Consider the following 25668-nt stretch of genomic DNA (forward strand, 5'->3'; position numbering starts at 1 on the left):
GGAGGACTCGTGACCAGCACGCTGACCGCGTCGCAGCGGTACCTCGACTCCTTCCCCACGGCGGTCGACGAGTTCGCCATCGAGGGCCTCGACGTCCTCGACGTGCCGCTGCACAGCGCGGTCCTGGCACCGTCGCCCGAGCACCCCGGCGGCAGCGGGCTGGGCTACGGCGCCACCCGTGAGGAGGCCCGCACCGGGGCGATGGGCGAGATGGCCGAGATGGCGCTGTCGCTGCGCGCGCACCAGGGCGTCGAGCGCGAACAGGGCTCCCACGCGGAGATGACCCGGCGGCACGGCAGCGACCGGGTGGCCGACCCGCGCACCCTCTGCCTGGAGGCCGGCAGCGCCTACGACGACGACCGGCCGCTGCAGTGGCTGCCGATGACCCGGCAGCGGGACGGCGAGACGGTGCTGGTCCCCGCCGAGCTCGTCGCCTCCGCGCCGGACGACCTGCCCGGCGCCCCGCCGCCCGGCGGCTGGCTGACCACGGTGATCACCAACGGGCAGGGCGCGGCGTTCGACGCCGACCGGGCGGTCTCGCACGCACTGCTCGAGCTGCTGCAGCGCGACGGCAACGCCACCTCCTTCCGCGCCATGGACACCGGCGTCGTGGTCGACCTCGCCGGTCTGCGCGACCCCGACGCGCTGGCGCTGCTCGAGCGGCTCGACGCCGAGGGCATCGACGTGGTGGTGAAGCTGGCGGCGACGGAGTTCGGCGTGGTCGACCTCTACGCCGTCGGCTGTTCGCGCGACCTGTCCGAGCCGGTGCCGGTGATGGCGACCGCGTGCGGCGAGGCGGCGCACCCCGACCGCGACACCGCCGTCCGCAAGGCGCTGCACGAGTTCGCGTCGGCGCGCAGCCGCAAGGCGTTCATGCACGGCCCGTTCGACGTCGTGCTGCCGGCCACCCCGCCGGGCTACCTGGAGCACTGGCGCGGCGGGCACCCGCCGGAGCGGCTGGTCGAGGAGGACCGCGCGCTGGAGGCGATGCTCGCCTGGACCCGGATGGGCACCGGCGCGCTGGTGGACCTGCTGCAGGACACCGTGCTGTCCCGCCGGTCGACCGTCGCGCTGACCGACCTGCCGACCTGGTCCGGCGACGACCTGCACACGGCCGCCACCGGAGCCCTGCACGCCGCCGGGTACGACGTGCTGGTGGAGCTGCAGCCCTCGATGGGCGACGCGGTCGCGGCCAAGGTGCTGGTGCCGGGCCTGGAGGTCGAGACCATGTCCTACGGGCGGATCGGCGAGCGCGGCGTGCGCCGGCTGCGCGAGCGCGGCGAGCCGCTGGTCGCGATCGGGGCCGATCCCGGCGGCTGGGCGCGAGTGCACCTGACCGCGGCGGCCGAGGAGCGGCTGGGCGGGCCGGCCTGGTTCGACCGCGCCGGCGCCGACCGGCGGGTGGGCGCGCTCTACGCGCTCTACCGCGAGCCGGGCCGGCACACGGTCGCGGAGGTGCTCGCCCGATGACGGCTCTGCGCTACGCGTACAACACCAACGGGCTGACCTCGCACCGGCTGTCCGACGCGCTGCCCTTCCTCGCCGACACCGGCTACGCGGGGGTGGCCCTGACGCTGGACGTCGTCCACCTGGACCCGTTCGCGCCCGACGCCTTCGCCCGGGCCGAGAAGACGCGGGCGCGCTGCGACGAGCTGGGCCTGGGCGTCGTCGTCGAGACCGGCGCCCGCTACCTGCTCGACCCGCGGGTCAAGCACGAGCCGACGCTGGTCACCGCGGACGCCGAGGGCCGGGCGCGGCGGCTGGCCTACCTGCGGCTGGCCTGCGACCTGGCCGAGGTGCTGGGCGCGGAGGCGGTCAGCTTCTGGACGGGCGTGCCGCGGCCGGGGGTGGATCGCGACGAGGCGTGGGGCTGGGTGGTCGACGGCGTGCGTGCCCTGGTCGACAGCTCCGGCGGGAGGAGCTGCGCCCTGGCCGTCGAGCCCGAGCCCGGGATGCTGGTCGAGGACTGCGACGGCTGGGCCCGGCTGGCCGCCGAGGCACCCGGGATCACCCTCGCCCTGGACACCGGCCACTGCGTCGTCGCCGGGGCGTACGAGCCGCAGCAGGCCGTCGCCGCGTTCGCCCCGCACCTGGGCACGGTCGCCGTCGAGGGCATGCGCCGCGGCGTGCACGACCACCTGCCCCTCGACGAGGGGGACGTCGACCTGCCCGCCGTCCTGCGGGCGCTGCGGGAGGTGGGCTACGACCGGCTGGTCACCCTCGAGCTCTCCCGCGACGGGCACCGGGCGCACGAGATGGTGCCGCGCGCGTTCGCGACGCTGAGGGAGGCCGAGCAGGCGTGAGGATCTGCTTCGTCAGCCGCCGCTACTGGCCCGCGGTCAGCGGGATGAGCGTCTACGCGGAGAACCTGCTGCGCGAGCTGGTCGCCCTCGGCTCCGAGGTGACGCTGGTCAGCCAGTACCGCGACGACGAGGCCGGCACCCGGGTCTACGGCGGCGGCCCACCCCCGCCCGACCGGGTCCCGGCCGGCGTCGACGTGGTCGCGCTGCCCAGCCGCGGCGAGACGGTCGTGCCCGCCGACTGGGAGGGCGACATCGACGAGATCGTGCGCACCGTCGTCGGCCTGCACGCCGAGCGGCCCTTCGACGTCCTGCACGCCCAGTACGGCTACCCGCCGGGCCTGGCGGTGCTGGCCGCCGCCCGCGAGACCGGGCTGCCGGCCGTGGTGAGCATCCAGGGCGGCGACGGCCACTGGGTGGGCACCTGCTGCAGCACCCACGCCGCGGCGATGCGCGCCGTCGTCGACTCGTCGTCCGCGGTGCTCATCGGCAGCGCCAGCTTCCGCGACGAGGTGGTCGGCAACCTCGGCAGCGACCCGGCGCGGTTCACGATCGTCCCCGGGGCCACCGACACCCGGCGGTTCACGCCGGCCGAGCGGCCGCTGGGCGCGCTGCGCGAGCCGCCGGTGCTGCTCTTCCACGGCCGGGTGGACCGGCGCAAGGGGGTGCTCGACCTGCTCGAGGCGCTGCCCGACGGCGTCCGCCTGGTGGTCTCCGGCATCGGTCCCGACCTCGACGAGGCGAAGGCGCGCGCCGACGAGCGGACGACGTTCCTCGGTTACGTCCCGCCCGACCGCGCGCCGGAGGTCTACCGCTCGGCCGACGTCTTCGTCAGCCCGACCTACAGCGAGGGGTTCAGCAACACCCTGCTGGAGGCGATGGCCAGCGGCCTGCCGACGGTGAGCACCGACAGCGTCGGCGTCGTGGACTGCCTGCGGCACGAGGACAACGGGCTGCTGCACACCCCGGGCGACGTCGCCGGGCTGCGGGCCGCGCTCACCCGGCTGCTGGACGACGGCGCGCTGCGGAAGCGGCTGGCGACGACGGCGCTCGAGGAGGTGCGGCGGCTCTACTCGTGGCCGGTGCTGGCGGCCTCCGTCGAGGCCGTCTACGCCGAGGTCGCCGGGACGACGCCGTCCGCCGACCGGTCGATGCCCTCGGGCGTCGACCTGTCCTGCCGGTTCCGCTCCGCGGCGCACCTGCTGTGAGGGTGCTCGCGGTCAGCCCGCACCTCGACGACGCCGCCTTCTCCGTCGGCGGCACGCTCGCGGCGCTCGCCGCGGCCGGCCACGAGGTCACGGTGGTCACCTGCTTCACCGCGAGCGTGCCCGACCCGGAGGGCTTCGCACTGGCCTGCCAGCTGGACAAGGGGCTGCCGGCCGACGTCGACTACCTGGCCCTGCGCCGCGCCGAGGACGCCGCGGCGATGGCCGTGCTGGGCGCCAGGCCGGTGTACCTCGGCCTGCCCGAGGCTCCGCACCGCGGTTACACCAGCGCCGCCGACCTGTTCGCCGGCGTCCACCCCGGGGACGACGTCGAGCGGTCGCTGACGGCGGCGCTCGACGGGTACGACGCCGACCTGTGGCTGGCGCCGCAGGCCCTCGGCGGGCACGTCGACCACCGGCAGGTGCTGCGGGCGGTGGCCCCGCTCGACCGGCCGGTGCTGTGGTGGCGCGACAGCCCGTACGTGCTGCGCGACCCGGCTGCCGTGCCCGGCCCCGAGCTGCCGGACGGGCTGGCCGAGGTGCGCCTCCCGCAGGACCTCGACCGGCGAGCCGACGCCTGCGCCTGCTACCCCACCCAGCTCGGCTTCCAGTTCGGGGGGGTCGAGCCGATGCGCACCGCGCTGGCCGGCCTGCCCGAGGTGCTGCTGGCCGGCGCCCGGGCGCGGGAGGTCGTCGCCGACCTCGCCCGGTGAGCCCGCGGGCCTCCATCGAGGAGACGCTGGCCCGGGGTCCCGGGACCGAGGACGACCTAGACGCGGTCATGGCGCTCACCAACACCCCGGGCTGGGTGACCAGGTACGTCAACCTGGACGGCGTCGCCGACGCGTACGTCTACGCCTCCTCCACGCCGGCGGCGGTCGCCGGCTACCCGAACGTGACCGTGCCCGCAGGCTTCGCCGGGCCCCAGGAGGCGCTGCCGATCGGCGTCAGCTTCATCGGACCCCGCTGGGCCGACGCCGACGTGCTCGACCTCGCCGCCGACTTCGAGGCCGAGGTGGGAGCGCGCCGGGCGCCGGGCCACCTGCCCACCGTGGGCGGGTGACGGACCGGCTCGCCGGCGCTACGCGCCGGTGACCGGCCGCCCGGCCAGCGCGGTGACCACCTCGACGGCGGGGTCCCAGTACCGCGCGTAGTGGTGGGGGTCGGCGTTGCGCTGGGTGCGGTGTGCGGCGATCGTCGGCGGCAGCGCCTGCCAGTCCGGGACCTCCTGCAGGGCCCGGAAGAAGTTGACGGCGCTGGTGGTGGGGTCCATCCGGTCGGCGTAGGAGCCCCAGGCGCCGTTGGCCCGCTGCTGGAACAGCCCCCGTGAATCGGGGCCGACAGCGTCGCCGCGGTCGAGGACCCGCAGCGAGGACTCCCCCATCGCCGTCATGACGCCGATCGTCTGGGCGCACGTGTCCAGGCCCAGCGCCTCCCCGGCGTTGACGATCGCCGCGGCGTTGGCCAACTGCTCACCGCGGTACCCGGCGACCGGTCCGCCCGGCACGCCGGCCGGGTCGATCCGCACCCCGGCCTGCGCCACCGCGCACTCCGCCGACCGCGGGGCCTCCCGGTCCGCCTCGCGCACGAGCAGCGCACCGGACACCACCAGGACGGTGGCGGCCAGTGCGACCGGCGTCCGCCCCCGGGGAGCCGGCGTCGGCCGTCGAGCTCTCCGCGGCGTGCCGACCTGCATCCCGCTCCCCTGCTCGCGCTGCCCGACACCCCTCCAACGGACGGCGGGCCGAGAGGGTCCCCGCCCGGTCGCCCGGCCCCGGCTGCCGAGCCCCGGCGCAGGGGGGCGGACGCCCCGCCCGACCCCCACGGCCGCGTCCGGAAACCGCCAGTCACCGGGGCCCGGCGCTGTCATGCTCGTCGCGTGAGACAGCTGCTGGACACCGAACGCTGCTACCGCGCGGTCGCCAGCCGGGACGCCCGGTTCGACGGCTGGTTCGTCACCGCGGTCGCCACCACCGGCATCTACTGCCGCCCCTCCTGCCCGGCCCGCACCCCGCTGCCGCGCAACGTCAGCTTCTTCTCCACCGCGGCCGCCGCCCAGGGCGCGGGCTACCGCGCCTGCCGCCGCTGCCGGCCCGACGCCGTCCCCGGCTCCCCGGAGTGGGACACCCGCGCCGACGTCGTCGCCCGGGCCGTGCGACTCATCGGCGACGGCGAGGTCGAGCGCTCCGGCGTCCCCGGCCTGGCCGCGCGGCTGGGCTACTCCGAGCGCCAGCTGCACCGGCTGCTCGTCGGTGAGCTCGGCGTCGGCTCGCTCGCGCTGGCCCGGGCGCAGCGCGCGCAGACCGCCCGGCTGCTCATCGAGACCACCGACCTGCCCATGGCCGACGTCGCCTTCGCCGCGGGGTTCGCCAGCATCCGGCAGTTCAACGACACCGTCCGCGAGGTCTTCGCCGCCACCCCCGGCGAGCTGCGCCGCACCGCGCCGCCCGGCCCGCCGGGCACGCCCGGCCGGCTGACGCTGCGGCTGGCCGCGCGCGCCCCGTACGAGGCAGCGGAGGTGCTGCTGTTCCTCGGCGTGCACGCCGTCCCCGGGCTGGAGGAGTGGGACGGGACGACGTTCTCCCGCGTGCTCGACCTGCCGCACGGGCCCGGGGTCGTGCACCTCTCCCCCGCCCCGGACGGCGGCTCCGCGGTGTCCGCCCGGCTGCAGCTCACCGCCCTGCGCGACCTGGGGACGGCGGTGGCCCGCTGCCGCCGCATGCTGGACCTCGACGCCGACCCGGCGGCGGTGGACGGCGTCCTCGGTGCCGACCCGGCGCTGGCCGGGCTGGTCGCGGCCGCGCCCGGACGCCGGGTGCCCGCCTCTCCGGACGCCGACGAGCTCGCCGTCCGCGCCGTCCTCGGCCAGCAGGTCTCCCTCGCCGGCGCCCGCACGCTCACCGCCCGGGTGCTGCAGGCCGCGGGCACGCCGCTACCCGAGCCGGTCGGCACGCTGACCCACGCCTTCCCCCGCCCGGCCGCCCTGGCCGACGCCGACCTCACCGCCGTCGGCCTGACCGGCGCCCGGCGGCGCACCGTGCACGCGCTGGCCGACGCACTGGCGGCCGGGGCGGTGACGCTGGACCCCGGCGCCGACCGCCAGGAGGCCGGCCGGGCGCTGCGCGCGGTCCCCGGGATCGGTCCGTGGACCGCCGCGCTGGTCGAGCTGCGCGGCCTGGGCGACCCCGACGTGTGGCTGCCCGGCGACCTGGCGTTGCGGCGCTCGCTCGTCACCCTCGGCAGCTCCGACGCCGACGCCGCCACCCGCTGGCGGCCGTGGCGGTCCTACGCCGTGATGCACCTGTGGGCGCTGGCCGTACCTGCGCTCTCGACCCGACCACTCCCTCTCGAACGGAGCGTCTCATGACCCCGCTTCCCGCCCGCTCCGCCACCGTCGAGACCCCGCCCGGGCCGTTCACCGTGGTCGTGGCCCGCGACGGCGCCGTCCTCGCCAGCGGCTGGACCGCCGACGTCGCCGACCTCCTCCCCGTGGTGCACCGCGCGCTGCGCCCGGCCTGGGTCGAGGAGGTCGAGCACCTGCCCGCGCTCGACGCCGTCACCGCCTTCGTCGCCGGGAACGTCACCGCCATCGACGACGTCGCGGTGCGCCAGCGCTCGGGCCCGTTCCTCGAGGACGCCTGGGAGGTGCTGCGCACCGTCCCCGCCGGCGAGCCGGACACCTACGCCGCCTTCGCCGCGCGCTGCGGGCGCCCGGCGGCGGTGCGCGCGGCGGCCAACGCCTGCGCGCGCAACGCCGCGGCGCTGTTCGTGCCCTGCCACCGGGTGCTCGGCTCCGACGGCGGGCTGGGCGGCTTCCGCTGGGGGACGCCGGTCAAGCGCTGGCTGCTCGACCACGAGGCGGCACACGCCCCCGTGACCGTCTGAAGCAGGACCCCCTTGCCCCCGCCGCTCGCAGGCTCGCGGCGGGTCCCTGCAGGGAGGCCGTTCCAGCACCTCGCCGGGCTCGACGCGGGTCCCTGCAGGCCGGCCGCCGCGGCCGTGTGTCGGCCGGGAACCGTCGGACTCGTCCGGCAGGCTCGCAGTGTGGACGCCGCCTCACTGCTCACCGGTCTCCTCGTCGGCGCGCTGCTGGCCACCGCGGTCACCCTGGGCGTCGTCGCGCTGGTCGCCCGCAACCGACCGGCCGACGACGGCCTGGAGCCGGTGCACGAGTCGCTCGACCACCTGCACCGCCTGCTGGCCGGCATCGAGCGGGACCGGGCCACCGCGCACGGCGAGCTCCGTGAGCAGATGGGCAGCGTGGGGCAGACCTCGGCGATGCTGCGGCAGGAGACCGCCGCGCTGGTCACCGCGCTGCGCACCCCGCACGTGCGGGGCCGGTGGGGCGAGGTGCAGCTGCGCCGGGTGGTCGAGGTGGCCGGGCTGCTCGAGCACTGCGACTTCGTCGAGCAGCCCTCCGCCACCAACGACGCCGGCGCGGGCGTGCGGCCCGACCTGGTGGTCACCCTCTCCGACGGCCGGCAGGTGGTGGTCGACGCCAAGGTGCCGTTCACCGGCTACATCGAGGCGGTGCAGGCCGAGGACGTCGCGGTGCGCGCCGAGCGGATCGTCGCGCACGCCCGGCAGCTGCGCGCCCACGTCGACGCCCTCGCCGCCCGCCGCTACCCCACGGCATTCCGGCCGGCGGCACCGTTCACGGTGCTCTTCGTGCCCTCCGACGGGTTCCTCACCACCGCGCTGGAGGCCGAGCCCGGCCTGCTCGAGTACGGCTTCGCCCGAGACGTCGTGCTGGCCACGCCGAGCACGCTGCTCGCGCTGCTGCGCACCGTCGCCTACTCGTGGCGGCAGGAGCGACTGGCCCGCGACGCCGACCAGGTGCTCGAGGTCGGCCGCCGGCTGCACGCCCGGCTGTCCACCCTCTCCGGCCACCTCACCCGCCTGGGCTCGGCGCTGTCCTCGACGCTGACCCGCTACAACGAGACCGTCGGCTCCTACGAGAGCTCGGTGCTGGTCGCCGCCCGCCGCTTCGACGACCTCGGCGTCGCGGAGTCCCCGGTGCCCACGCCGCCGCCGGTGGAGGCCACGGTGCGCACCCTGCGGCCGGCCGAGTTCCCGCTGCCCGGGGACCTGCCCCGCCGCACCGGGCTGGCGCCGCAGGACGACGGCCCCCCAGCGGCGGAGCGCGACGGCACGACCGGCTGAACGCGGGCCCGGCGCACCGGGGCACACCCGTCGTCGCGCCGGTGCCGTTCCGTCACAGCCGTCCCGCCGTCCCCACCGGATGTGCGTCCGGGGCTGCGGTTTTGGCACTTGTGCACAGCGTGGCTCGGTGCCGTCCTCCCCCGTGGTCCCTGCGGCCGTCGCTACCGTTGCCCTCGACAGGGACGCCCGCGAGGGGGTCCGCCGACGAGGGGACGGGAGGTCCGCCATGGCCTCGGTGAGCACAGCCGACACCTGGCGCGAGTCCGGACCGCGTGCCGAGCGGCGCGGCGGCGTCCGTCCCGAGGCGGCGGACTACGTGTCCCGCATCGGTCGCCCGCCGGTGCCGCCGCCGCCGCCCCCGCGGATGCGGTCGGCCGAGCTGCCGCCGTTCCCCGAGGACATGGCCCGCTCCGCGCACGGCGACCACATGGCTCGCTCCGCGCACGGCGACCACATGGCTCGCTCCGCGCACGGCGACCACATGGCTCGCTCCGCGCACGGCCGTGACGACCGTCGTCCCCCGCTGCCCCCGCGCCCGTCCCGCGAGCGGACCGCGCGTCCCTCCCGGGAGGCCGGCCGCGGCCGGCCCGTCTCCTCCGACGCCGACCGCCCCCGGGATGACCGTCCCCGCGACCTGCACGCCTCCGAGGGGGCCGACGCCGCTGACCGCCGCCGCGGGCCGCGGGCGCCCGAGCCCCGGCCGACGTCCCGCCGCCCCGCCGGTCGCGGCGCGACGGCGCAGACGCCGGAGGACGGCGGCGGGCTGCGCGGCGCGGTCGCCGTCCTCGCGGTCTTCCTGGTCACCCTGGCCGGTGCGGCCCTCGAGTCCTGGATCGGTGCCGGGCTGGGCCTCGTCACGCTGGCAACGCTCACCGTGGCCAGCGCCGTGGCCACGGTGGCGGTGCGCCGCCGCGACCTGCTCACTCCGGTGGTCGCCCCGCCGCTGGTCTACATCGCCGTCGCCGTGCTGAACACCGCGCTCGCCCCGTCGGCGACGCTGAACACCGCCTCGGTGGCGACCCTGCTCATCCGCGGCTTCCCGGCGATGGCGGTCGCGACCGCCGCCGCCGCGGTCGTCGCGCTGATCCGGTGGGCCGCCCGCCGCTGACGAAGGACCCCGTCCCTCCCGCCCTCAAGGTGGGACCCGGGACGGCCGCCGTACCGCCAGAGTGGCCCCCTCCCGGGATCGGGAGGGGGCCACCGTCGTCAGGGGCCGCCTCGAGCCTGCGGGGCCCTGCTCAGGCCGGGTCGGTGGTGGAGCGCTCCGTGCGGCGCGGACGCAGCTCGTGCGGCAGCGCGAACACCAGCCGCTCCTCGGCGGCCTTGACCGTCCCCACGTCGGGGTAGCCGCGCTCGGCCAGCCAGTCCAGGACCTCGCCGACCAGCACCTCGGGCACCGAGGCGCCACTGGTGACGCCCACGGTGCCGACGCCCTCGAGCCAGGCGGGGTCGATCTCGGAGGCGAAGTCGACCAGGTGGGAGGCGCGGGCGCCGGCCTCGAGCGCCACCTCGACCAGCCGGACGGAGTTCGACGAGTTGGTCGAGCCGACCACGATGACCAGGTCGCACTCGGCGGCCATCTGCTTGACGGCCTGCTGCCGGTTCTGCGTGGCGTAGCAGATGTCGTCGCTGGGCGGGGACTGCAGTCCGGGGAAGCGCGTCTTCAGCTGGTCGACCGTCGACAGGGTCTCGTCGACCGACAGCGTGGTCTGGGACAGCCAGACGACCTTCTCCGGATCGCGGACCTGGACGTTGGCCACGTCCTCGGCGCCGTCGACGAGCTGGATGTGCCCGGGCGCCTCGCCGGAGGTGCCCTCGACCTCCTCGTGGCCGCGGTGGCCGATCAGCAGGATGTCGTAGTCGTCGCGGGCGAACCGCTTGGCCTCCTGGTGCACCTTGGTCACCAGCGGGCAGGTCGCGTCGATGGTCCTCAGCTGCCGGGCCGCGGCCTCGGCGTGCACCGCCGGCGATACGCCGTGGGCGCTGAAGACGACGACCGAGCCCTCGGGCACCTCGTCGGTCTCGTCGACGAAGACCGCCCCGCGCCGCTCCAGCGTCGCCACCACGTGCTTGTTGTGGACGATCTGCTTGCGGACGTAGACCGGGGCGCCGTGGAGCTCCAGGGCGCGCTCGACGGCGACCACCGCCCGGTCCACGCCGGCGCAGTAGCCCCGGGGATCGGCCAGCAGGACGCGTCCGCGGTGATCAGCCATGGCCCCATGGTAGAGAAAGGACCCCCTGCCCCCCGGTGTTCGCAGGCTCACACCCTGCCCCCGGTGTTCGCAGGCTCACACCGGGCCCCTGCAGGGGGCCGCCTGCCCCCCGCCACTCGCAAGCTCGCAACGGGTCCCTGCAGGGCGGCCGCCCTGGAGTGTCAGCAGACTCACACCGGAACCCTGCAGGGCGGCCGCACCGGGGATGAGACGCCTACCTCCATCCGTGTGGTCGCCGCCAGCGCGGGGGTGTCGCGCGCGGCGTTTCGGGGCAGGGTGGGGCCATGTCGCGTGAGATCCCACAGGTCGTCCGCGCGGTGGTCGGCCTGGCCGCCACCGTCATCGACGACACCCTCCAGCTCCCCCGGACGCTGCCGGGCCTGCCCGTGCGGGTGATCGGGCTGGCCATGCAGGCCACGATGAAGCTGCAGCAGCACTACTCCGGGCTGGTCGCCCGCGGCGACGAGGTCTTCACCGGCCTGCGCGGCGAGTCCGAGCCAGGGCTGGCGACGTTCGACGAGGACATGCCCGAGCCGGCCGCCGGCCGCACCTCCGCCTTCGACCGCGCCCCCGGTTTCGACCAGCCCACCTCCTTCGACCGCGCCTCCGCGCCGGTCACCGACGAGGAGATCGCCGAGGAGGTCGCCGCGCTGATCGACGACGAGGTCTCCGGCCTGCCCGCCGACCCGGCGCCCGAGGAGGTCGTCGAGGCACTCGCCGACATCAGCGACGAGGTGGCCGCCGCGGGGCTCGACCTCGACCGCACCGAGCCCGGTCTCTCGACGGAGGACGCGCTGGAGACCGCGCTGCTCGAAGCCGACGGCGCCCCCGACAGCGCGCTGGTCGACGGCGGCACCGGGGACACCGGCACCGTCGACACCGACGAGATCGCCGAGAGCCCGACCACCCCTCCGGCGTCCCTGCTGGACGCCGACGCCACCGAGTTCGACGTGCACGCGTCCGCGGCGACCGACGCACCGGCGCCCAGTGACCCGGGCGGCTCCCCTGTCGGGGAGGTGTCCGGCGCCCCCGACGTGACCACCGACGTCGACGTCCTGACCCCGGACGGCGGTGTCGCGACCGTCGAGGGCACCGTGACCGACGAGGGCGTCGCCGCACCCGAGGCGCCGACGGACGGGGAGGCCGCCGCGCCCCAGGCGCCGGCCGACGAAGGGGCCGGCGCGACTGACGTGACCACCGACGTCGACGTCCTGACCCCGGACGGCGGTGTCGCGACCGTCGAGGGCACCGTGACCGACGAGGGCGTCGCCGCACCCGAGGCGCCGACGGACGGGGAGGCCGCCGCGCCCCAGGCATCCGCCGACGAGACCCCCGGCGCCCCGGCCCAGGCCGACGAGCAGGACAGCGGGGTCGACGAGGCGCTCGGCAGCGAGGCCAGCGACGCGGACACCCGCCCCTCCACCGAGGGCGCGCCCGCCGGGGACGACCGGGACGCCACCGGCAGCGGGGACGAGGTCGTCACCGCCGCGGGCGCGCAGGTCGACGACGCGATCGGCACCGGCGAGGACACGTCCGCACCGGCCGCGACCGACGAGGGCACCACCGACGACGTGGTCGCCACCGACGAGAGCGGCACCGACGTGGCCGCGGCGACCGGCGTCCGCACCGACGTCGACGAGTCCGGCACCCCCGAGGACGCGGCGGACACCACCGGCGCGGCGGCCGGCTCCGCGCCGGTCGACGGTTACGACAGCTTCACCGTCGCCCAGCTGCGCGGCCGGCTGCGCGGCTACCAGCTCGCCACCGTGGCGGACCTGCTCGCCTACGAGGAGGCGACCCGGGCCCGCGAGCCCTACCTGCGGATGCTGCGCAACCGGCTGGAGAAGCTGGAGCGCCAGGCCGTCGAGGAGAGCCCGCTGGCTCCGCGCGGCGCCTGAAAGAGGACCACCCTTCCCCCCACGCCTCGCACGCTCGGCGGGTCCCTGAAGGGTGGCCGTTCCAGCACGTCACCAGCCTCGGGGCGGGGACCGGGACGGGCCGCCCCGGGCAGCTCCACGGAGCGTCGGCGCCGTTTGGCACGCTCGGGGGGTGACCTCCCCCTCCACACCGGAAGCCCCCTGGCCGGTCCGCACGGTGGCCCGCAAGGTCGCCGAGTGGATCGGCCGACTGGGTGAGGTCTGGGTCGAGGGGCAGGTGGCCCAGCTGTCCCGGCGCGGCGCAGCGACGGTCTTCCTCACCCTGCGTGACCCGGCCGCCGACCTGTCGGTGCCGGTGACCTGCAGCCGCGACGTTGCCGGCCGGCCGGGCCTGGAACTCACCGAGGGCGCCCGCGTCATCGTGCGGGCCCGGCCGGACTACTACATCGCCCGCGGGTCCTTCTCGCTGCGCGCCACCGAGATCCGCGCCGTCGGCCTCGGTGAGCTGCTGGCCCGCATCGAGCGGATCCGCCGGCTGCTGGCCGCCGAGGGGCTCTTCGACGCCGCCCGCAAGCGCCCGCTGCCGTTCGCCCCCGCCGTCGTCGGGGTGGTCACCGGCCGCGACAGCGCCGCCGAGCGCGACGTCCTGGTCACCGCCCGCCGCCGCTGGCCCGCCGTCCGGTTCGCCGTCCACCACAGCCTCGTGCAGGGGCCCTCGGCAGCGTCGTCGGTCATCGAGGGCCTGCAGCGGCTGGACCGGGACCCGGAGGTCGAGGTCATCGTCGTCGCCCGCGGCGGCGGCTCGGTCGAGGACCTGCTGCCCTTCTCCGACGAGGGGCTGGTCCGGGCGATCGCCGCGTGCCGCACACCCGTGGTGACCGCCGTCGGCCACGAGACCGACACGACGCTGGTCGACCACGCAGCCGACGTCCGGGCCGCCACCCCCACCGACGCCGCGCACCGCGTGGTGCCCGAGATCGGCGAGCAGCGCCGGCTGGTCGACGGGCTGCGTGCCCGGGCCCGCCACCTGGTCGGTGCCCGGCTGGAGCAGCAGGAGCGGTGGCTGGAGAGCGTCCGCAGCCGGCCGGTGCTGGCCGATCCGCAGCGGCTGCTGCACGGCCGGGGCGACGACGTCGAGCAGCTGCGCACCCGGGCCCGGCGGAGCCTGACCCACCGGCTGGAGGGCGCCGAGCGCGACCTGGAGCACGCGCGTGCCCGGGTCGCCGCGCTCTCCCCCGCCGCGACGCTGGAGCGCGGCTACGCCGTCGTGCAGCGGGCCGACGGCTCGCTGGTCCGCGAGCCGGGCGAGGTGGCCGACGGCGAGCGGCTGTCGGTGCGGGTGGCGGGTGGCCGGCTGCCGGTGCGCGTCGCCAGGGAGGATGGGCGCCCGTGAGCGGACAGGAACGTGAGCACCGCAGCGAGGAGCGGGGCGATCCGCGGCAGCAGCGAACCGAGGACACCATGAGCGAGAAGCCGGACGAGCAGCCGACGACCACCTACGAGCAGGCCCGCGAGGAGCTCGCCGACGTCGTCCGGCGGCTGGAGGCCGGCGGGCTGACCCTCGAGGAGTCGCTCGCCCTCTGGGAGCGCGGGGAGCAGCTGGCCGAGCTGTGCCGGCACTGGCTGGACCGGGCCCGCGAGCGCCTCGCCGCCGCGACCCCCGGCGATCAGCCCGAGTAGGGCCGCACCGCTCCGGCGACGGCCTCGAGCTCCTCGTCGGTCGCCGAGCCGGTGACCAGCACGGTGACGTCGCCATCGGTGCCGGAGAGCACGGTCTCGCCGCGCTCCGTCGTCCCCCGGGTCCAGGCCTGGCCGCCGAGGTCGACGGTGCCCTGCTCCTGCGCGCCGTCCAGGACGTCGTCCACCGCGCTCGCCCGGGCGTCGTCGCTGATCACGAAGCCGGCGTACTCCGACGAGGGCGTCAGGTAACCGATCTCCAGGGTGACCGGGTCGCCGGCCTCCGCGTCACCGGCGTCGGTGCGGGCACTCGTCGGGCGGTAGCCGTCGGGCAGGCCCGCCGGGGCGACCACCGGGTAGCCCGCACGGGCGGCGGCCAGCTGCACGGTGCTGGCCGGGTCGACCTCGCGGACGGTGTCGACGTCGGACTGCTTGAACGCCATCCAGCCCACCAGCGCCAGGCAGATCAGCACCAGCGGGAGCAGCGAGCGCAGCATGTTGGCCGCGCTCATCCGGTTGGCCCGCTCGATCGCCGGCGAGGGTGCCTGCGCGGGAGGCTGACTGGTCGGGCCGGCAGAGGTCACCCCCCTAGGATGACAGGACTGTCGCCCCACCCCGCCGCCCAGCGTCCGTGCGGCGGAACCAGGAGGTCCGCGTGTCCCTGCCCCTGCCCGACGGCTCCGCGACCCACGCCGGAGGCAGCTTCAGCCCCGACCGCCCGGCACCCGACCGCAACCTCGCCATGGAGCTGGTGCGGGTCACCGAGGCCGGCGCCATGGCCGCCGGTCTCTGGGTCGGTCGGGGCGACAAGAACGGTGGCGACGGCGCGGCGGTCGACGCGATGCGCTCGCTGATCGGCACGGTGAGCATGCGCGGCGTCGTCGTCATCGGGGAGGGCGAGAAGGACGAGGCCCCGATGCTGTTCAACGGCGAGGAGGTCGGCGACGGGACGGGCCCGGAGTGCGACGTCGCCGTGGACCCCGTCGACGGCACCACGCTGATGGCCAAGGGCATGCCCAACGCGATCGCGGTGATGGCGGTCGCCAACCGGGGCGCCATGTACGACCCGTCCGCGGTCTTCTACATGGACAAGATCGCGACGGGCCCGGCCGCAGCCGACGCCATCGACATCGCCGCACCGGTCGCCGAGAACATCCGCCGGGTGGCCAAGGCCAAGAAAAGCTCGGTCAGCGAGGTCACCGTCTGCATCCTCGACCGGCCGCGACACGATCAACTGGTCCAGGAGGTGCGCGAGGCCGGCGCCCGGATCAAGTTCATCACCGACGGCGACGTGGCCGGCGCGATCGCCGCCGCCCGGGAGGGCACCGGCGTCGACCTGCTGATGGGCATCGGCGGTACGCCGGAGGGGATCATCACCGCCTGCGCGCTCAAGTGCATGGGCGGTGCGCTGCAGGGCCGGCTGTGGCCCAAGGACGACGACGAGCGGCAGAAGGCGATCGACGCCGGCCACGACCTCGACCGGGTGCTGGGGATCGACGACCTCGTGCGTGGCGACGTCTTCTTCGTGGCCACCGGCATCACCGACGGCGAGCTGCTGCGCGGTGTGCAGTACCGGTCCGGCGGGTGCACGACCCAGTCGCTGGTGATGCGCTCGAAGTCGGGCACGATCCGGCTGATCGACAGCCTGCACTCGCTCGAGAAGCTGCGCGCCTACTCCGCGGTGCCGTTGGACCGCTGAGAGGACCGGATTCCTGCGGTCCTCCGGACCGCACCGCCCGACGGCGTCAGCGGATCGGCGGAGGCGGGGGGATCGGCGGCAGGGGCGGTGGAGGCGGCGGCAGGGGCCGGACGGCGAGGCGGTCGATCATCGCCCGCCACCGGCTCGCCGACTCCCCCGGCGCCAGGCTGCGCAGCCGCAGGTCGCCGAACACGCTGCGCGCGTGGACGACGATCCGCGGGGTCCCCGCCAGCCGCGGGACCGGCGCGAGCTGGGTCTTCCGGTCGCCGAAGACCGTCCGGCCGCGCAGCTCGGCGTCCACCCCCTCGGCGATGACCACGTCGACGTCGCCGAACACGGTGCCCAGGGTGATCTCGATGCGGTCGGCGTCGGTTCGCAGGCCGCGCAGGTCCAGCCGGACGTCGCCGAAGACGGTGGTGACCCGCTGCGGCGCGGTCGGCCCGGCGAGCTTCACGTCGCCGAACACGGTGCTGAGCTCCTCGGGGGCACGCGTGCCGACGATCTCGACCGGTGGCCGGGCGTCCGGGGGCAGGTCGGCGACGAGGGCGGCCAGGTCGTCGAGCGTGCCGGCGGCGTAGGCGGCCTCGACCCGGTCACCGAACTCCGACAGGTCGATCCGTCCCTCGGCGACGGCCCGCTGCAGGCGGGTCACGGTGGCCTCGCGGTCGGCGTCCGAGGCGCGCACGGCCGGTGGCCGGTCGGGGGCGGCGTCGGGGTCCACGCGGCCGACCGTAGTGGAGCCACTGCCTCCGGGCCCCGTCCCGGGACCGCCCCTCATCCGACCAGGACGGACGCCCCGTGCTGGGCCCACCGCGTTCGTCCGGGCCCCTCCTATCTCAGAGCGGTCCGGACCGTGACCCCGCGGGCATCTAGGGTCCTGAGTCGGAGCCCTGTCACCAACCACCACACCGGGAGCTGCAGCAATGCCCGCTGAGACCCAAGCCGCACAGCAGGACGGCACCGACTACCGCATCGAGCACGACTCCATGGGCGAGGTCCGGGTCCCCGCGTGGGCGAAGTGGCGGGCGCAGACCCAGCGCGCCGTCGAGAACTTCCCGATCTCCGGCACGCCGATCGAGCGGGAGCTGATCGGCGCGCTGGCCGCGATCAAGGGTGCCGCCGCCGCGGTGAACGCCTCCCTGGGCGTGCTGCCGCAGGAGACCGCCGACGCGATCGGCACCGCGGCCGCGTCCGTGGGCCGCGGTGAGTGGGACGAGCACTTCCCCATCGACGTCTTCCAGACCGGGTCCGGGACGTCGAGCAACATGAACACCAACGAGGTGATCGCCTCCCTCGCCACCGAGGCGCTCGGCTCGCCGGTGCACCCCAACGACCACGTCAACGCCTCGCAGTCGTCCAACGACGTCTTCCCGTCGGCCATCCACGTGGCCGCGACGCGGGCGATCGTCCGCGACCTGATCCCCGCGCTGCAGCACCTCGAGGCCTCGCTCTCCCGCAAGGCCGAGGAGTTCGCCGAGGTCGTGAAGAGCGGCCGCACCCACCTGATGGACGCCACCCCGGTCACCCTCGGCCAGGAGTTCGGCGGGTACGCCGCGGCAGTGCGCTACGGCGTCGAGCGGCTGCAGGCGTCGCTGCCGCGGATCGGCGAGCTGCCGCTGGGCGGCACCGCGGTCGGCACGGGCATCAACACCCCGCCCGGGTTCGCCGCCGCGATCATCGAGCGGCTGGCCGCCGAGCTGGACCTGCCGCTGTCCGAGGCGCGCGACCACTTCGAGGCGCAGAGCTCGCGCGACGCCCTGGTCGAGGGCTCCGGCCAGCTGAAGACGATCGCCGTCGGCCTGGTGAAGATCGCCAACGACCTGCGCTGGATGGGTTCCGGCCCGCGCACCGGCCTGGCCGAGATCCAGCTGCCCGACCTGCAGCCCGGCAGCTCGATCATGCCGGGCAAGGTGAACCCGGTGATCCCGGAGGCGGTCATCCAGGTGGGCGCCCAGGTGATCGGGAACGACGCCGCGGTGACCTTCGCCGGCACCACCGGCGTCTTCGAGCTCAACGTCACGCTGCCGCTGATGGCCCGCAACGTCCTCGAGTCCATCCGGCTGCTGGCCAACGTCAGCCGGATCCTGGCCGACCGCTGCGTCGACGGGATCGTCGCCAACGTCGACCGGTGCCGGGAGTACGCCGAGTCCTCGCCGTCCATCGTGACGCCGCTGAACAAGTACATCGGCTACGAGGAGGCGGCCAAGGTCGCCAAGCAGTCGCTGGCCGAGCAGAAGACGATCCGCCAGGTCGTGGTGGAGCGGGGCTTCGTCGAGCAGGGCAAGCTCACCGAGCAGCAGCTCGACGAGGCCCTCGACGTCCTCTCGATGACCCACCCGTGACGTCCGGCCGGGGCGTCTCCGGCAACGGATCCGCCCCGCTGATGGACGGGGGCGTGGTGCTACCCCCGGGAACATGAGTAGCGTCCCGAGTGATGAGCGAGACAGCGAGCGCACCCGCGGCCGGCAACGGCGACGTGGCCCTGCGCTATCCCGGTGGAGAACTGCCCCTGCGCGTGGTACCCGCCACGGAGGGGTCCGACGGACTCGACACGAGCAAGCTGCTGTCGACGACCGGACAGGTCGCGCTGGACATCGGCTTCGTCAACACCGCCGCGTGCACCTCGGCGATCACCTACATCGACGGTGACGCCGGGATCCTGCGCTACCGCGGCTATCCGATCGACCAGCTCGCCGGCAAGGCCAGCTTCGTCGAGGTCAGTTACCTGCTGATCTACGGCGAGCTGCCGACCGCCGACCAGCTGGCCGAGTTCGACGCCCGGCTGCGGCGGCACACGCTGCTGCACGAGGACCTCAAGCAGTTCTTCAGGGGTTTCCCCCGCGACGCGCACCCCATGCCGGTGCTCTCCTCCGCGGTCAGCGCCCTGTCGACCTTCTACCAGGACTCCCTCGACCCGTTCGACGAGCGGCACGTCGAGATCTCCACGGTGCGGCTGCTGGCCAAGTTGCCCACCATCGCCGCTTACGCGTACAAGAAGTCGGCGGGACAGCCGTTCCTCTACCCCGACAACTCGCTGGGCCTGACCGACAACTTCCTCCGGATGACCTTCGGCTTCCCCGCCGAGCCCTACGAGGTCGACCCGGACCTGGCCGCGGCGCTGGACATGCTGTTCGTGCTGCACGCCGACCACGAGCAGAACTGCTCGACGTCGACGGTGCGGCTGGTGGGCTCCTCCCAGGCCAACCTGTTCGCCTCCATCTCGGCCGGCATCAACGCGTTGTTCGGCCCGCTGCACGGTGGGGCGAACCAGTCGGTGCTGGAGATGCTCGAGTCCATCCAGCGCGAGGGCGGCGACATCCCGTCGTTCGTGAACCGGGTCAAGAACAGGGAGCCCGGCGTCAAGCTGATGGGCTTCGGGCACCGGGTCTACAAGAACTACGACCCCCGGGCGGCGATCGTGAAGCAGACCGCCGACACCGTGCTCGACAAGCTCGGCGGCGACAACGAGCTGCTGGACCTGGCCCGCCAGCTCGAGGAGATCGCGCTCTCCGACGACTACTTCGTCGAGCGCAAGCTCTACCCGAACGTCGACTTCTACACCGGGCTTATCTACCGGGCGATGGGCTTCCCGACACGGATGTTCACCGTGCTCTTCGCCCTCGGCCGGCTGCCCGGCTGGATCGCCCAGTGGCGCGAGATGATCAACGACCCGGCCACCAAGATCGGCCGACCGCGGCAGGTCTACACCGGGGCCACCGAGCGCCAATTCGTGCCGGTCGGCGACCGCTGATCCCGGCCCTGCAGGAGGGCCCGGCACCGACGGCCCTCCTGCAGGGTCCCGCCGCGAGCCTGCGAACGGTGGGGGCAGGAGGGTCCGTTCTGCCGTCGTCCGCCCCGGACGACGGGACCTCGGCGTCTCCGGCAGCATGGGTCCCGCCACGTCCGTCCGCGCGACCGCTCCGGGAGGGAGTCCCGTGTCCGAGTCCCCCTCCGAGGACGACCTGGTGCTGCCGCCCGTGCCGTTGGCGACGGGGGGCGTGGTCCAGGTCGACGGCACCGGCCGCCGGGTGAGCCAGATGGAGCTGGTCGTCTCCACCGAGGACGGCGCGGAGCTGCGCATCCCGCTCGAGCACCACCACGGCGCCTGGTGGCCGCCGACCGAGCGCACCGCACCCCCGGCGGGCGTGTCCGCCGATCGGGTGCCACCTGCGGATCACCCTCACCCGGAGGGGTGAGACCCCCTCCCCCCTCCCTCCGGGCGCCCCCGGCACCCGTCGATACGAGGTCTGAACGCACCGCGGAACACCGCGGCGCCGGCCACGTACGACGAGACCGCCCGGGGGACCCGCAGTGCCCGCACCACGCACGTCGGTCCGCACCGCCGCTGCCCGTCCCGTCCGGACCACCACTGCCCGGACCACCACTGCCCGGACCACCACCGCCCGCCCCCGCACCGCCGGCGTCCGCGCCGCCACCCAGCGCCCGCCGCTCACCGCGCAGGAGGCCCAGGCGCTGCGCGCCGTGCTGGCCGCCCGCGCCGCCGCGACCCTGGACCACACGAACGAGCCGTCCCGCCGCGTCTCCACCGGCCGGCCCTCCTCGGGACGCCGTCCGGCTCCCGGCACCCGGGCGCGCACCAGCCGGAAGCGCCGCCCGGCATCCGCCCGGCGGGCTCCGCTCCGCCGCTGGCTGCCCACCGCCGACGGCCGCCGCTGGCGGGTGCGGCTGTCCCTGGCCGCCCTCGGTCTCGTGCTGCCCGTGCTCGCCGGCCTGATGGCTCCCGGGACCCAGGCGACCAGCACCGCGGCCGAGCCGACCGACGCGACCGGTCTCGCCCTCGCGGCGCAGGGTTCGCTGCTCGACGCCGCGACCCGCTACCGCACCCTCGAGCGGGACCTCGCCGCCCGGCACGCCGAGCTGGCGTCGGCCCGTGCCGCCGAGCAGTCCGCGCAGCAGCAGGTGACGGCCGCGCGTACGACGGTCGGCACCGGCGCTGCTGACCTGTACCGGGCGTCGGCCGAGGCGCGGCACCCGCTGCTGCAGCTCGACGTCCGGGCGGCCGGCGCCACCGCCGACGTCCTCCACGGAACCGCGCTCGCCGAGCGGGCCGCGCAGCAACTCGAGGTCGACGTCGTGCAGGCCGAGCGCGGCGCGGTCGACCTGACCCTCGCCACCCGCCGCGTGGCGGTGGCCGAGGCCGCCCTCGGGACCGTGCAGGCGCAGGCCGCCGCCGTCCTGGACGAGGTGCGCGCCGAGGTGGGCGGACTGCGGACCGACGTCGCTGCCCAGCTAGCCGCGCTCGGCACCGCCCGGGCCGCGGCGGCGCAGCAGGACGCCAACCAGGCGGCGCTGCGCCGCTGGCAGGAGCACCTCGGCGTGCTGGCGGTCGCCGGCATCGAGTCGCCGACGGCGGCCGACCTCGCCGACCCCACGGCGCTGCCGGCCGGCCTCTCCCCCGCGCTGGACGGTGCGGGGCAGCCGATCCCGGGCGTCGCCTGGGCCGTGGCGGGCAACCGACCGGTCACCGTGCTGCCGGCCGAGACGGTGGTCGCGGTGAGCTCCGCGCTGGCCCAGGTCGGCAAGCCCTACGTGCCCGGCGGCACCGGCCCGGACGCCTACGACTGCGGCGGCCTGGCGGCTGCCTCCTGGCTGCTGGCCGGGTACGCGATCCCGACCGACGCCGGCGACCAGTGGACGCACGGCGCCGCCGTTCCGCTGTCGCAGCTGCAGATCGGCGACCTCGTCCTCGCCGACGGCGGGATCGACGTGGGCGTCTACGTGGGTGAGGGTCAGGTCGTGGCCGCGTCGGCCGCCGGCTACCAGGTCGGCGTCCACCCGGTCGGCGACGCGTCCGCCGCCGTGCGGGTCACCCTGCCCGCCCCGGCGCAACCGAACGCCGCACTGCCGGCCGGTACCGCCGGCCGCGGCGCCTGTGGCGCGCCGCCGGCGCCGGTCGGCCCGGTCAGCCCGGCCTGGGGCGGCTGGTCGAACGGCACCATCCCCGCGACCGCGCTGTGCTCGATCACCCGGGGCCACGCCCTGCGCTGCGACGCCGCTGCCGGCTACGCGGCCCTGGCCGACGCCTACCGCACGGCGTTCGGCGGCCCGCTGTGCATCACGGACTCCTACCGGTCGTTGGGTGCGCAGGTCACCGCCTTCCGCGCCAAGCCGGCGCTCGCCGCGGTGCCCGGGACGTCGAACCACGGGTGGGCCCTGGCGGTCGACCTGTGCGGCGGCATCAACATCGCGGGCACCGTGCAGTCGGCGTGGATGGCGGCCAACGCCGGTCGGTTCGGCTTCGTGCAGCCGGACTGGGCCCGGCAGGGCGGCGAGAAGCCGGAGCCCTGGCACTGGGAGTTCGGCCACCTGGCCTGAACCGGCGGTTGCGGCGGGCCATGATCAGGTGACCTGATCCCAGCGTGTCCTCCCCTACCGCGGAACGCGAGGGAGGACGCGCGATGATCAGGTCAGCTGATCATCGCGGCGCGGAAGCTCAGATCCAGCGCAGGCGGGCGAGCTGCCGCCAGGGCAGTCGCTGGCACGCCTCGCCGGTCTCCCCGGCGAGCCGCGCGGCCACGCCGGCGTCGGCGCAGGCCAGCGGCGAGGAGGGCGTGACGACGACGTGCGGGTCGTGCAGGTCGAGCCCGGCCGCGGCGATGCGGTCGAGCAGCAGCCCGGGGGCGACGAGGACGGCGGAGGCGAGCAGCGGCACCTCGGGGTGCGCCCACAGCGCCACCGGGCCCTCCACCCGCAGGGAGCCCCCGACCGCGGCGGCCCGCTCTCCGGCGACTGCGCGCACCCGGTCCACGGCGCGCCGGTCCAGCGCGGCCGACGGCGTCCACGGCAGTGCCCGGTCGCCGCGGCGGACGACGACCCGCCAGCCGACGGCGGTCTCGGTCCGGTCGGTCCAGTCGAGCACCGCGACGCCGTCCTCGGCGGCCACCGCGTCGGGAACAGGGCGGTCGTGCACCCAGGCCGTCAGCGCGGCCGCCAGCTCCTCGGGCGTCGAGCCGACGCGGGCGTCGGTCATGTCCTCGGCCAGGTCGCGCAACGGTGTGCGCACCCGCCGCTCGTGCTCCTCGAGAACCACGACGGGACCGTCGACCCGGTCCTCGACCAGGGAGATCTGCAGCCGCCCGGTCTCCAGCGGGGGCAGCACCTCCTCGGCGACCCGGCGCAGGTCGGCCACGCTGACGGGCACGGACCGCAGCCGCTGCAGCAACCCGGCGGCGCCGAACAGGCCGCCGCTCACGGACGGTCCTGGCACAGCGCGGTGCGCAGCCTCGGCGCGAGCTCGGGCAGGGTCAGCACGCTGGTCAGCTCCCGGGCGGAGAGCCGCACGGGCAGCACGTCGGCGCCCCAGCCGGTCACCCGGCGCACCCGCGCCGCCGAGCCCGGCCACATGGCCTCGCGGGCCGTGGCCACGTGCAGCTCGGTGAGCACGTCGGAGAGGTGGATGGCGGCCACCGGGTGCACCTCTTCGTCCTCCAGGGCACAGCGCACGAGCGCGCTCAGCTCCTCCCGCTCGGCGGCGGTCAGCCAGTGCGGGACCAGGACGTCGGGCGCGGGTCCGCCCGGGGCGAGGGCGCTCACCACGCACCCGCGGCGGCCGGGACGAGCGCCGCACCGCGGCTGCGGCGGGCTCCCGTGCGCTCTCTCACGACCTGGATATCGGCAGGCCGGAGCCGCGATGGACCCGTATCACGGCTGTTTCCCGCAGCTGGAACCGGTCAGTCGGCCAGCTCGGTCAGCCGCTGCTTGAGCGCGCGCTCGACCCGGTCGGCGTGCACGTTCATGTTCCGCACGGAGGTGCCCAGGTCGGCCGAGAGCTGCGTCTTGGTCCGGCCGCCCCAGGTGGTCAGGTACCAGGTCGCCCAGCCCAGGACGTTGGGCTGACCCGCCCGCTGGTCCGGCCGCGCGTCCGGGTCCGGCGCGCACGCCGCCGTCAGCGCGTGCGACAGCAGGGTCTGCTCCGCCTCACCCATGATCTCGTCCGGCGCCTCGTGCGCGTCCGGCAGCATGATCTCGGTCGCGTCCGGTCCGACGCCGTCCAGGGACTGCAGGTTGCGCAGCCCGTTGAGCGTGGCCACCGTCTGCGAGTTGCGCCGCAGCGTCGCGACGCTCTGCCCCATGTACGCGGCCAGCTCCTTCTCGCTGGGCCGCCGCTGGTGCTCGGCGAGGAACGCCGCGACCGCTTTCTGCTGCTTGTTCTCGGTGTCGGCGGCGGTGCGGCCGTGGGCGTTGCGGCCCAGGTCGTGCACCCACTTCGACAGCTGGGTGGCGAGGAAGGCGCCGAACGGGACGCCCTTGCCCTCGTCGAACTGCCCGACCGCCTTGAGGATCCACTCGCTGACCTGCTGGGTGAGGTCGTCGGGGTCGGGCACGTGCAGGCGCAGGGTGCTCGAGTTCCGCTGCAGCCGCTTGAGGCTGACCGGGAGGTAGTGCCGGCAGAGCTCGTCGAGGAACGCCGGCGGCAGGTCCCGCGGCGCCCGGCGACGGACGTCGGTCTCCGCCCGCAGCCCGACGGTCGCCGTCCCGTGCCGGGCGCACCACGCCTTGACCCACTCGGCGAGCACGGAGGCGGTGCCGCAGGCGCCGTCGACGCGGTACAGGCCCTCGCCCTCGTCGTAGCTGACCGTTCCGCCGTCGGGCAGCTCGCGGCGGAACTCCTCGAGCGGCAGCTCGCGGTCGGTCCGGAAGTGCACCCGGTCGCGCGGCGTGATGGGCGCGAGGACCCAGCCCTCGGCCTCGGGGATGCCGCCGAAGACCAGCGGCTCACGGCCGCGGGCGGCGCGGGTGTCGTCGACGGGGGTGGGGGTGGAGTGGTTCACCGGAACTCCTCGGCGCTGTGGGGAAGACGGCGCGGTGCGGTCGACGTGACCGCGACGGATGGCGGGGGTGGCCCCGTTCAGAGGCTCGCCGCGAGCGTGCGAGCGGTGAGGGGGACGGGGTCCTCCTCGTGCTCGACCCGAGCGGACGAACGGGGCGCGGGGACGACGAGCTCGGTCGCCGGGCCGGCCGCGAGGCCGGCCACGAGGTCGGCGGCCGCGGCGCGCTCGGCCTCGCCCGGCTCCACGGTGTAGACCGGCATGTGGTCGTACAGCGTGGTGAACACCGAGCTGACGAACGCGTAGGCGGCCTGCGCCTGCGGCGAGAAACGGGCGACGGCGGCCCGCGGGCCGAGCTCGACACCGACGGTCACGCGCACGACCCGGTCGTCCTTGCTCAGCCCGGTGAGGGTGACGGACACCGCGGGGTGCGCGCCGGCCAGCTCGGCCAGCGCCGCGAGGCACCGGCGGGTGGACCCGCGGCGCGGCCGCAGCTGCACGTGCACGACGACGGTGTCGGGCTCCGCGCCGGAGCCGATGACCGTGGCGACCTGGTCGCCGGACTCGGTGGTAACGGTGTGCTGCATCGTGATTGCCCCCTGTGACGTGCTTGGGGCAACTCTCGCGCATCTCCGACCCGGCGACCGCCACAACTCTCGCTGTGCCATACGCAATGTCAGGGCATCTCTTCGGCAGGTCTTGCCTGTGTCGATCGATGCCCGAACCCATCCGGTGCGGTGCTGGG

25 protein-coding genes are annotated in these 25668 nt (G+C 75.6%); 17 read left to right on the forward strand and 8 right to left on the reverse strand.

Features of this window, described 5'->3' with window-relative positions; translation table 11 throughout:
- Positions 1-9 precede the first annotated feature (9 nt).
- From BUB17_RS06130 to BUB17_RS06150, 5 genes are read left to right on the forward strand one after another with little or no spacing between them, the layout of a single operon-like run.
- Positions 10-1470 (forward strand): YcaO-like family protein, encoded by a 1461-nt coding sequence (locus tag BUB17_RS06130; RefSeq protein ID WP_072915032.1) that lies wholly within the window; start codon positions 10-12, stop codon positions 1468-1470.
- Positions 1467-2303 (forward strand): sugar phosphate isomerase/epimerase family protein, encoded by an 837-nt coding sequence (locus BUB17_RS06135; protein WP_072915034.1) that lies wholly within the window; start codon positions 1467-1469, stop codon positions 2301-2303. The genes BUB17_RS06130 and BUB17_RS06135 overlap by 4 nt, the downstream gene beginning before the upstream one ends.
- Positions 2300-3508: a glycosyltransferase family 4 protein gene (locus BUB17_RS06140; RefSeq protein ID WP_072915037.1), complete on the forward strand. Its 1209-nt coding sequence runs from the start codon at positions 2300-2302 to the stop codon at positions 3506-3508. Before BUB17_RS06135 ends, BUB17_RS06140 begins: the two co-directional genes overlap by 4 nt.
- Entirely contained in the window at positions 3505-4218 is a 714-nt protein-coding gene (locus tag BUB17_RS06145) for a PIG-L deacetylase family protein (protein ID WP_072915039.1), read from the forward strand. The genes BUB17_RS06140 and BUB17_RS06145 overlap by 4 nt, the downstream gene beginning before the upstream one ends.
- Positions 4215-4568 (forward strand): amidase family protein, encoded by a 354-nt coding sequence (locus BUB17_RS06150; protein WP_072915042.1) that lies wholly within the window; start codon positions 4215-4217, stop codon positions 4566-4568. Before BUB17_RS06145 ends, BUB17_RS06150 begins: the two co-directional genes overlap by 4 nt.
- Before the next feature lie 18 nt (positions 4569-4586).
- Here the strand turns inward: BUB17_RS06150 and BUB17_RS27390 are convergent, their stop codons facing one another.
- Positions 4587-5201, reverse strand: a complete 615-nt coding sequence (locus tag BUB17_RS27390; protein ID WP_072915045.1) for a hypothetical protein — start codon at positions 5199-5201, stop codon at positions 4587-4589.
- 183 nt (positions 5202-5384) lie between these two features.
- Between BUB17_RS27390 and BUB17_RS06160 the strand changes: the two genes are divergently transcribed.
- The 4 genes from BUB17_RS06160 (at position 5385) to BUB17_RS06175 (ending at position 9776) form a co-directional block, all read left to right on the forward strand.
- The gene (locus tag BUB17_RS06160; protein WP_083606090.1) at positions 5385-6872 is read left to right on the forward strand and encodes an AlkA N-terminal domain-containing protein; all 1488 of its coding nucleotides are present in this window, start codon (positions 5385-5387) and stop codon (positions 6870-6872) included.
- Entirely contained in the window at positions 6869-7390 is a 522-nt protein-coding gene (locus tag BUB17_RS06165; RefSeq protein ID WP_072915048.1) for a methylated-DNA--[protein]-cysteine S-methyltransferase, read from the forward strand. The genes BUB17_RS06160 and BUB17_RS06165 overlap by 4 nt, the downstream gene beginning before the upstream one ends.
- Before the next feature lie 159 nt (positions 7391-7549).
- Positions 7550-8668, forward strand: coding sequence for a DNA recombination protein RmuC (locus BUB17_RS06170; RefSeq protein WP_072915055.1), 1119 nt, complete (start codon positions 7550-7552; stop codon positions 8666-8668).
- A gap of 235 nt (positions 8669-8903) precedes the next feature.
- Complete coding sequence (locus tag BUB17_RS06175) at positions 8904-9776, forward strand: DUF6542 domain-containing protein (RefSeq protein ID WP_141242922.1); 873 nt, start codon at positions 8904-8906, stop codon at positions 9774-9776.
- 130 nt (positions 9777-9906) lie between these two features.
- Here the strand turns inward: BUB17_RS06175 and BUB17_RS06180 are convergent, their stop codons facing one another.
- On the reverse strand, positions 9907-10881 hold the full coding sequence (locus BUB17_RS06180; RefSeq protein ID WP_072915061.1) for a 4-hydroxy-3-methylbut-2-enyl diphosphate reductase: 975 nt from the start codon (positions 10879-10881) through the stop codon (positions 9907-9909).
- A gap of 284 nt (positions 10882-11165) precedes the next feature.
- Between BUB17_RS06180 and BUB17_RS06185 the strand changes: the two genes are divergently transcribed.
- The 3 genes from BUB17_RS06185 (at position 11166) to BUB17_RS06195 (ending at position 14438) form a co-directional block, all read left to right on the forward strand.
- Positions 11166-12779 carry a hypothetical protein gene (locus tag BUB17_RS06185; protein WP_072915064.1) on the forward strand — a complete coding sequence of 538 codons (1614 nt, stop codon included), beginning with the start codon at positions 11166-11168 and terminating at the stop codon, positions 12777-12779.
- Between the two features lie 151 nt (positions 12780-12930).
- The gene (xseA, locus tag BUB17_RS06190; RefSeq protein ID WP_072915066.1) at positions 12931-14151 is read left to right on the forward strand and encodes an exodeoxyribonuclease VII large subunit; all 1221 of its coding nucleotides are present in this window, start codon (positions 12931-12933) and stop codon (positions 14149-14151) included.
- Complete coding sequence (locus BUB17_RS06195; RefSeq protein ID WP_244276967.1) at positions 14148-14438, forward strand: exodeoxyribonuclease VII small subunit; 291 nt, start codon at positions 14148-14150, stop codon at positions 14436-14438. The genes xseA and BUB17_RS06195 overlap by 4 nt, the downstream gene beginning before the upstream one ends.
- Here the strand turns inward: BUB17_RS06195 and BUB17_RS06200 are convergent.
- Positions 14426-15019 (reverse strand): DUF4245 domain-containing protein, encoded by a 594-nt coding sequence (locus tag BUB17_RS06200; RefSeq protein ID WP_072915069.1) that lies wholly within the window; start codon positions 15017-15019, stop codon positions 14426-14428. The two genes, BUB17_RS06195 and BUB17_RS06200, sit on opposite strands and share 13 nt — an antisense overlap.
- Positions 15020-15090: 71 nt before the next feature.
- On the opposite strand from BUB17_RS06200, the gene glpX reads away from it, so the two are divergent.
- Positions 15091-16134: a class II fructose-bisphosphatase gene (gene glpX / locus BUB17_RS06205; protein WP_072915330.1), complete on the forward strand. Its 1044-nt coding sequence runs from the start codon at positions 15091-15093 to the stop codon at positions 16132-16134.
- A 46-nt stretch (positions 16135-16180) separates the two neighbouring features.
- Here glpX and BUB17_RS06210 read toward each other — a convergent pair whose 3' ends face one another.
- On the reverse strand, positions 16181-16855 hold the full coding sequence (locus BUB17_RS06210; RefSeq protein ID WP_072915072.1) for a DUF1707 SHOCT-like domain-containing protein: 675 nt from the start codon (positions 16853-16855) through the stop codon (positions 16181-16183).
- Positions 16856-17057: 202 nt separating this feature from the next.
- Here BUB17_RS06210 and BUB17_RS06215 point away from each other — a divergent pair, with 202 nt between their 5' ends.
- The 4 genes from BUB17_RS06215 (at position 17058) to BUB17_RS06230 (ending at position 22470) form a co-directional block, all read left to right on the forward strand.
- Positions 17058-18476, forward strand: coding sequence for a class II fumarate hydratase (locus BUB17_RS06215; protein WP_072915074.1), 1419 nt, complete (start codon positions 17058-17060; stop codon positions 18474-18476).
- 92 nt (positions 18477-18568) lie between these two features.
- Entirely contained in the window at positions 18569-19885 is a 1317-nt protein-coding gene (locus BUB17_RS06220; protein ID WP_072915077.1) for a citrate synthase, read from the forward strand.
- Positions 19886-20069: 184 nt separating this feature from the next.
- On the forward strand, positions 20070-20330 hold the full coding sequence (locus BUB17_RS06225) for a hypothetical protein (RefSeq protein WP_072915079.1): 261 nt from the start codon (positions 20070-20072) through the stop codon (positions 20328-20330).
- Between the two features lie 115 nt (positions 20331-20445).
- Complete coding sequence (locus BUB17_RS06230; protein ID WP_072915085.1) at positions 20446-22470, forward strand: NlpC/P60 family protein; 2025 nt, start codon at positions 20446-20448, stop codon at positions 22468-22470.
- A gap of 118 nt (positions 22471-22588) precedes the next feature.
- Here BUB17_RS06230 and BUB17_RS06235 read toward each other — a convergent pair whose 3' ends face one another.
- The 4 genes from BUB17_RS06235 to BUB17_RS06250 form a co-directional block, all read right to left on the reverse strand.
- Positions 22589-23347, reverse strand: a complete 759-nt coding sequence (locus BUB17_RS06235; protein WP_072915091.1) for a hypothetical protein — start codon at positions 23345-23347, stop codon at positions 22589-22591.
- Positions 23344-23688 carry a hypothetical protein gene (locus BUB17_RS06240; RefSeq protein WP_244276969.1) on the reverse strand — a complete coding sequence of 115 codons (345 nt, stop codon included), beginning with the start codon at positions 23686-23688 and terminating at the stop codon, positions 23344-23346. The genes BUB17_RS06235 and BUB17_RS06240 overlap by 4 nt, the downstream gene beginning before the upstream one ends.
- 137 nt (positions 23689-23825) lie before the next feature.
- The gene (locus BUB17_RS06245) at positions 23826-24926 is read right to left on the reverse strand and encodes a sigma-70 family RNA polymerase sigma factor (protein WP_072915099.1); all 1101 of its coding nucleotides are present in this window, start codon (positions 24924-24926) and stop codon (positions 23826-23828) included.
- A gap of 77 nt (positions 24927-25003) precedes the next feature.
- The gene (locus tag BUB17_RS06250) at positions 25004-25510 is read right to left on the reverse strand and encodes a hypothetical protein (protein ID WP_072915101.1); all 507 of its coding nucleotides are present in this window, start codon (positions 25508-25510) and stop codon (positions 25004-25006) included.
- Between the last annotated feature and the right edge of the window lie 158 nt (positions 25511-25668).

Origin of the sequence: Geodermatophilus obscurus (assembly GCF_900143215.1) — a bacterium.
GTDB classification, from domain to species: Bacteria; Actinomycetota; Actinomycetes; order Mycobacteriales; family Geodermatophilaceae; genus Geodermatophilus; species Geodermatophilus obscurus_A.

Bases quoted from the DNA above. Each gene is read 5' to 3' on its own strand.
- BUB17_RS06135 (WP_072915034.1), top strand. From the start codon at position 1,467: ATGACGGCTCTGCGCTACGCGTACAACACCAACGGGCTGACCTCGCAC.
- BUB17_RS27390 (WP_072915045.1), bottom strand. From the start codon at position 5,201: ATGCAGGTCGGCACGCCGCGGAGAGCTCGACGGCCGACGCCGGCTCCC.
- BUB17_RS06165 (WP_072915048.1), top strand. From the start codon at position 6,869: ATGACCCCGCTTCCCGCCCGCTCCGCCACCGTCGAGACCCCGCCCGGG.
- BUB17_RS06180 (WP_072915061.1), bottom strand. From the start codon at position 10,881: ATGGCTGATCACCGCGGACGCGTCCTGCTGGCCGATCCCCGGGGCTAC.
- BUB17_RS06185 (WP_072915064.1), top strand. From the start codon at position 11,166: ATGTCGCGTGAGATCCCACAGGTCGTCCGCGCGGTGGTCGGCCTGGCC.
- BUB17_RS06215 (WP_072915074.1), top strand. From the start codon at position 17,058: ATGCCCGCTGAGACCCAAGCCGCACAGCAGGACGGCACCGACTACCGC.
- BUB17_RS06220 (WP_072915077.1), top strand. From the start codon at position 18,569: ATGAGCGAGACAGCGAGCGCACCCGCGGCCGGCAACGGCGACGTGGCC.
- BUB17_RS06250 (WP_072915101.1), bottom strand. From the start codon at position 25,510: ATGCAGCACACCGTTACCACCGAGTCCGGCGACCAGGTCGCCACGGTC.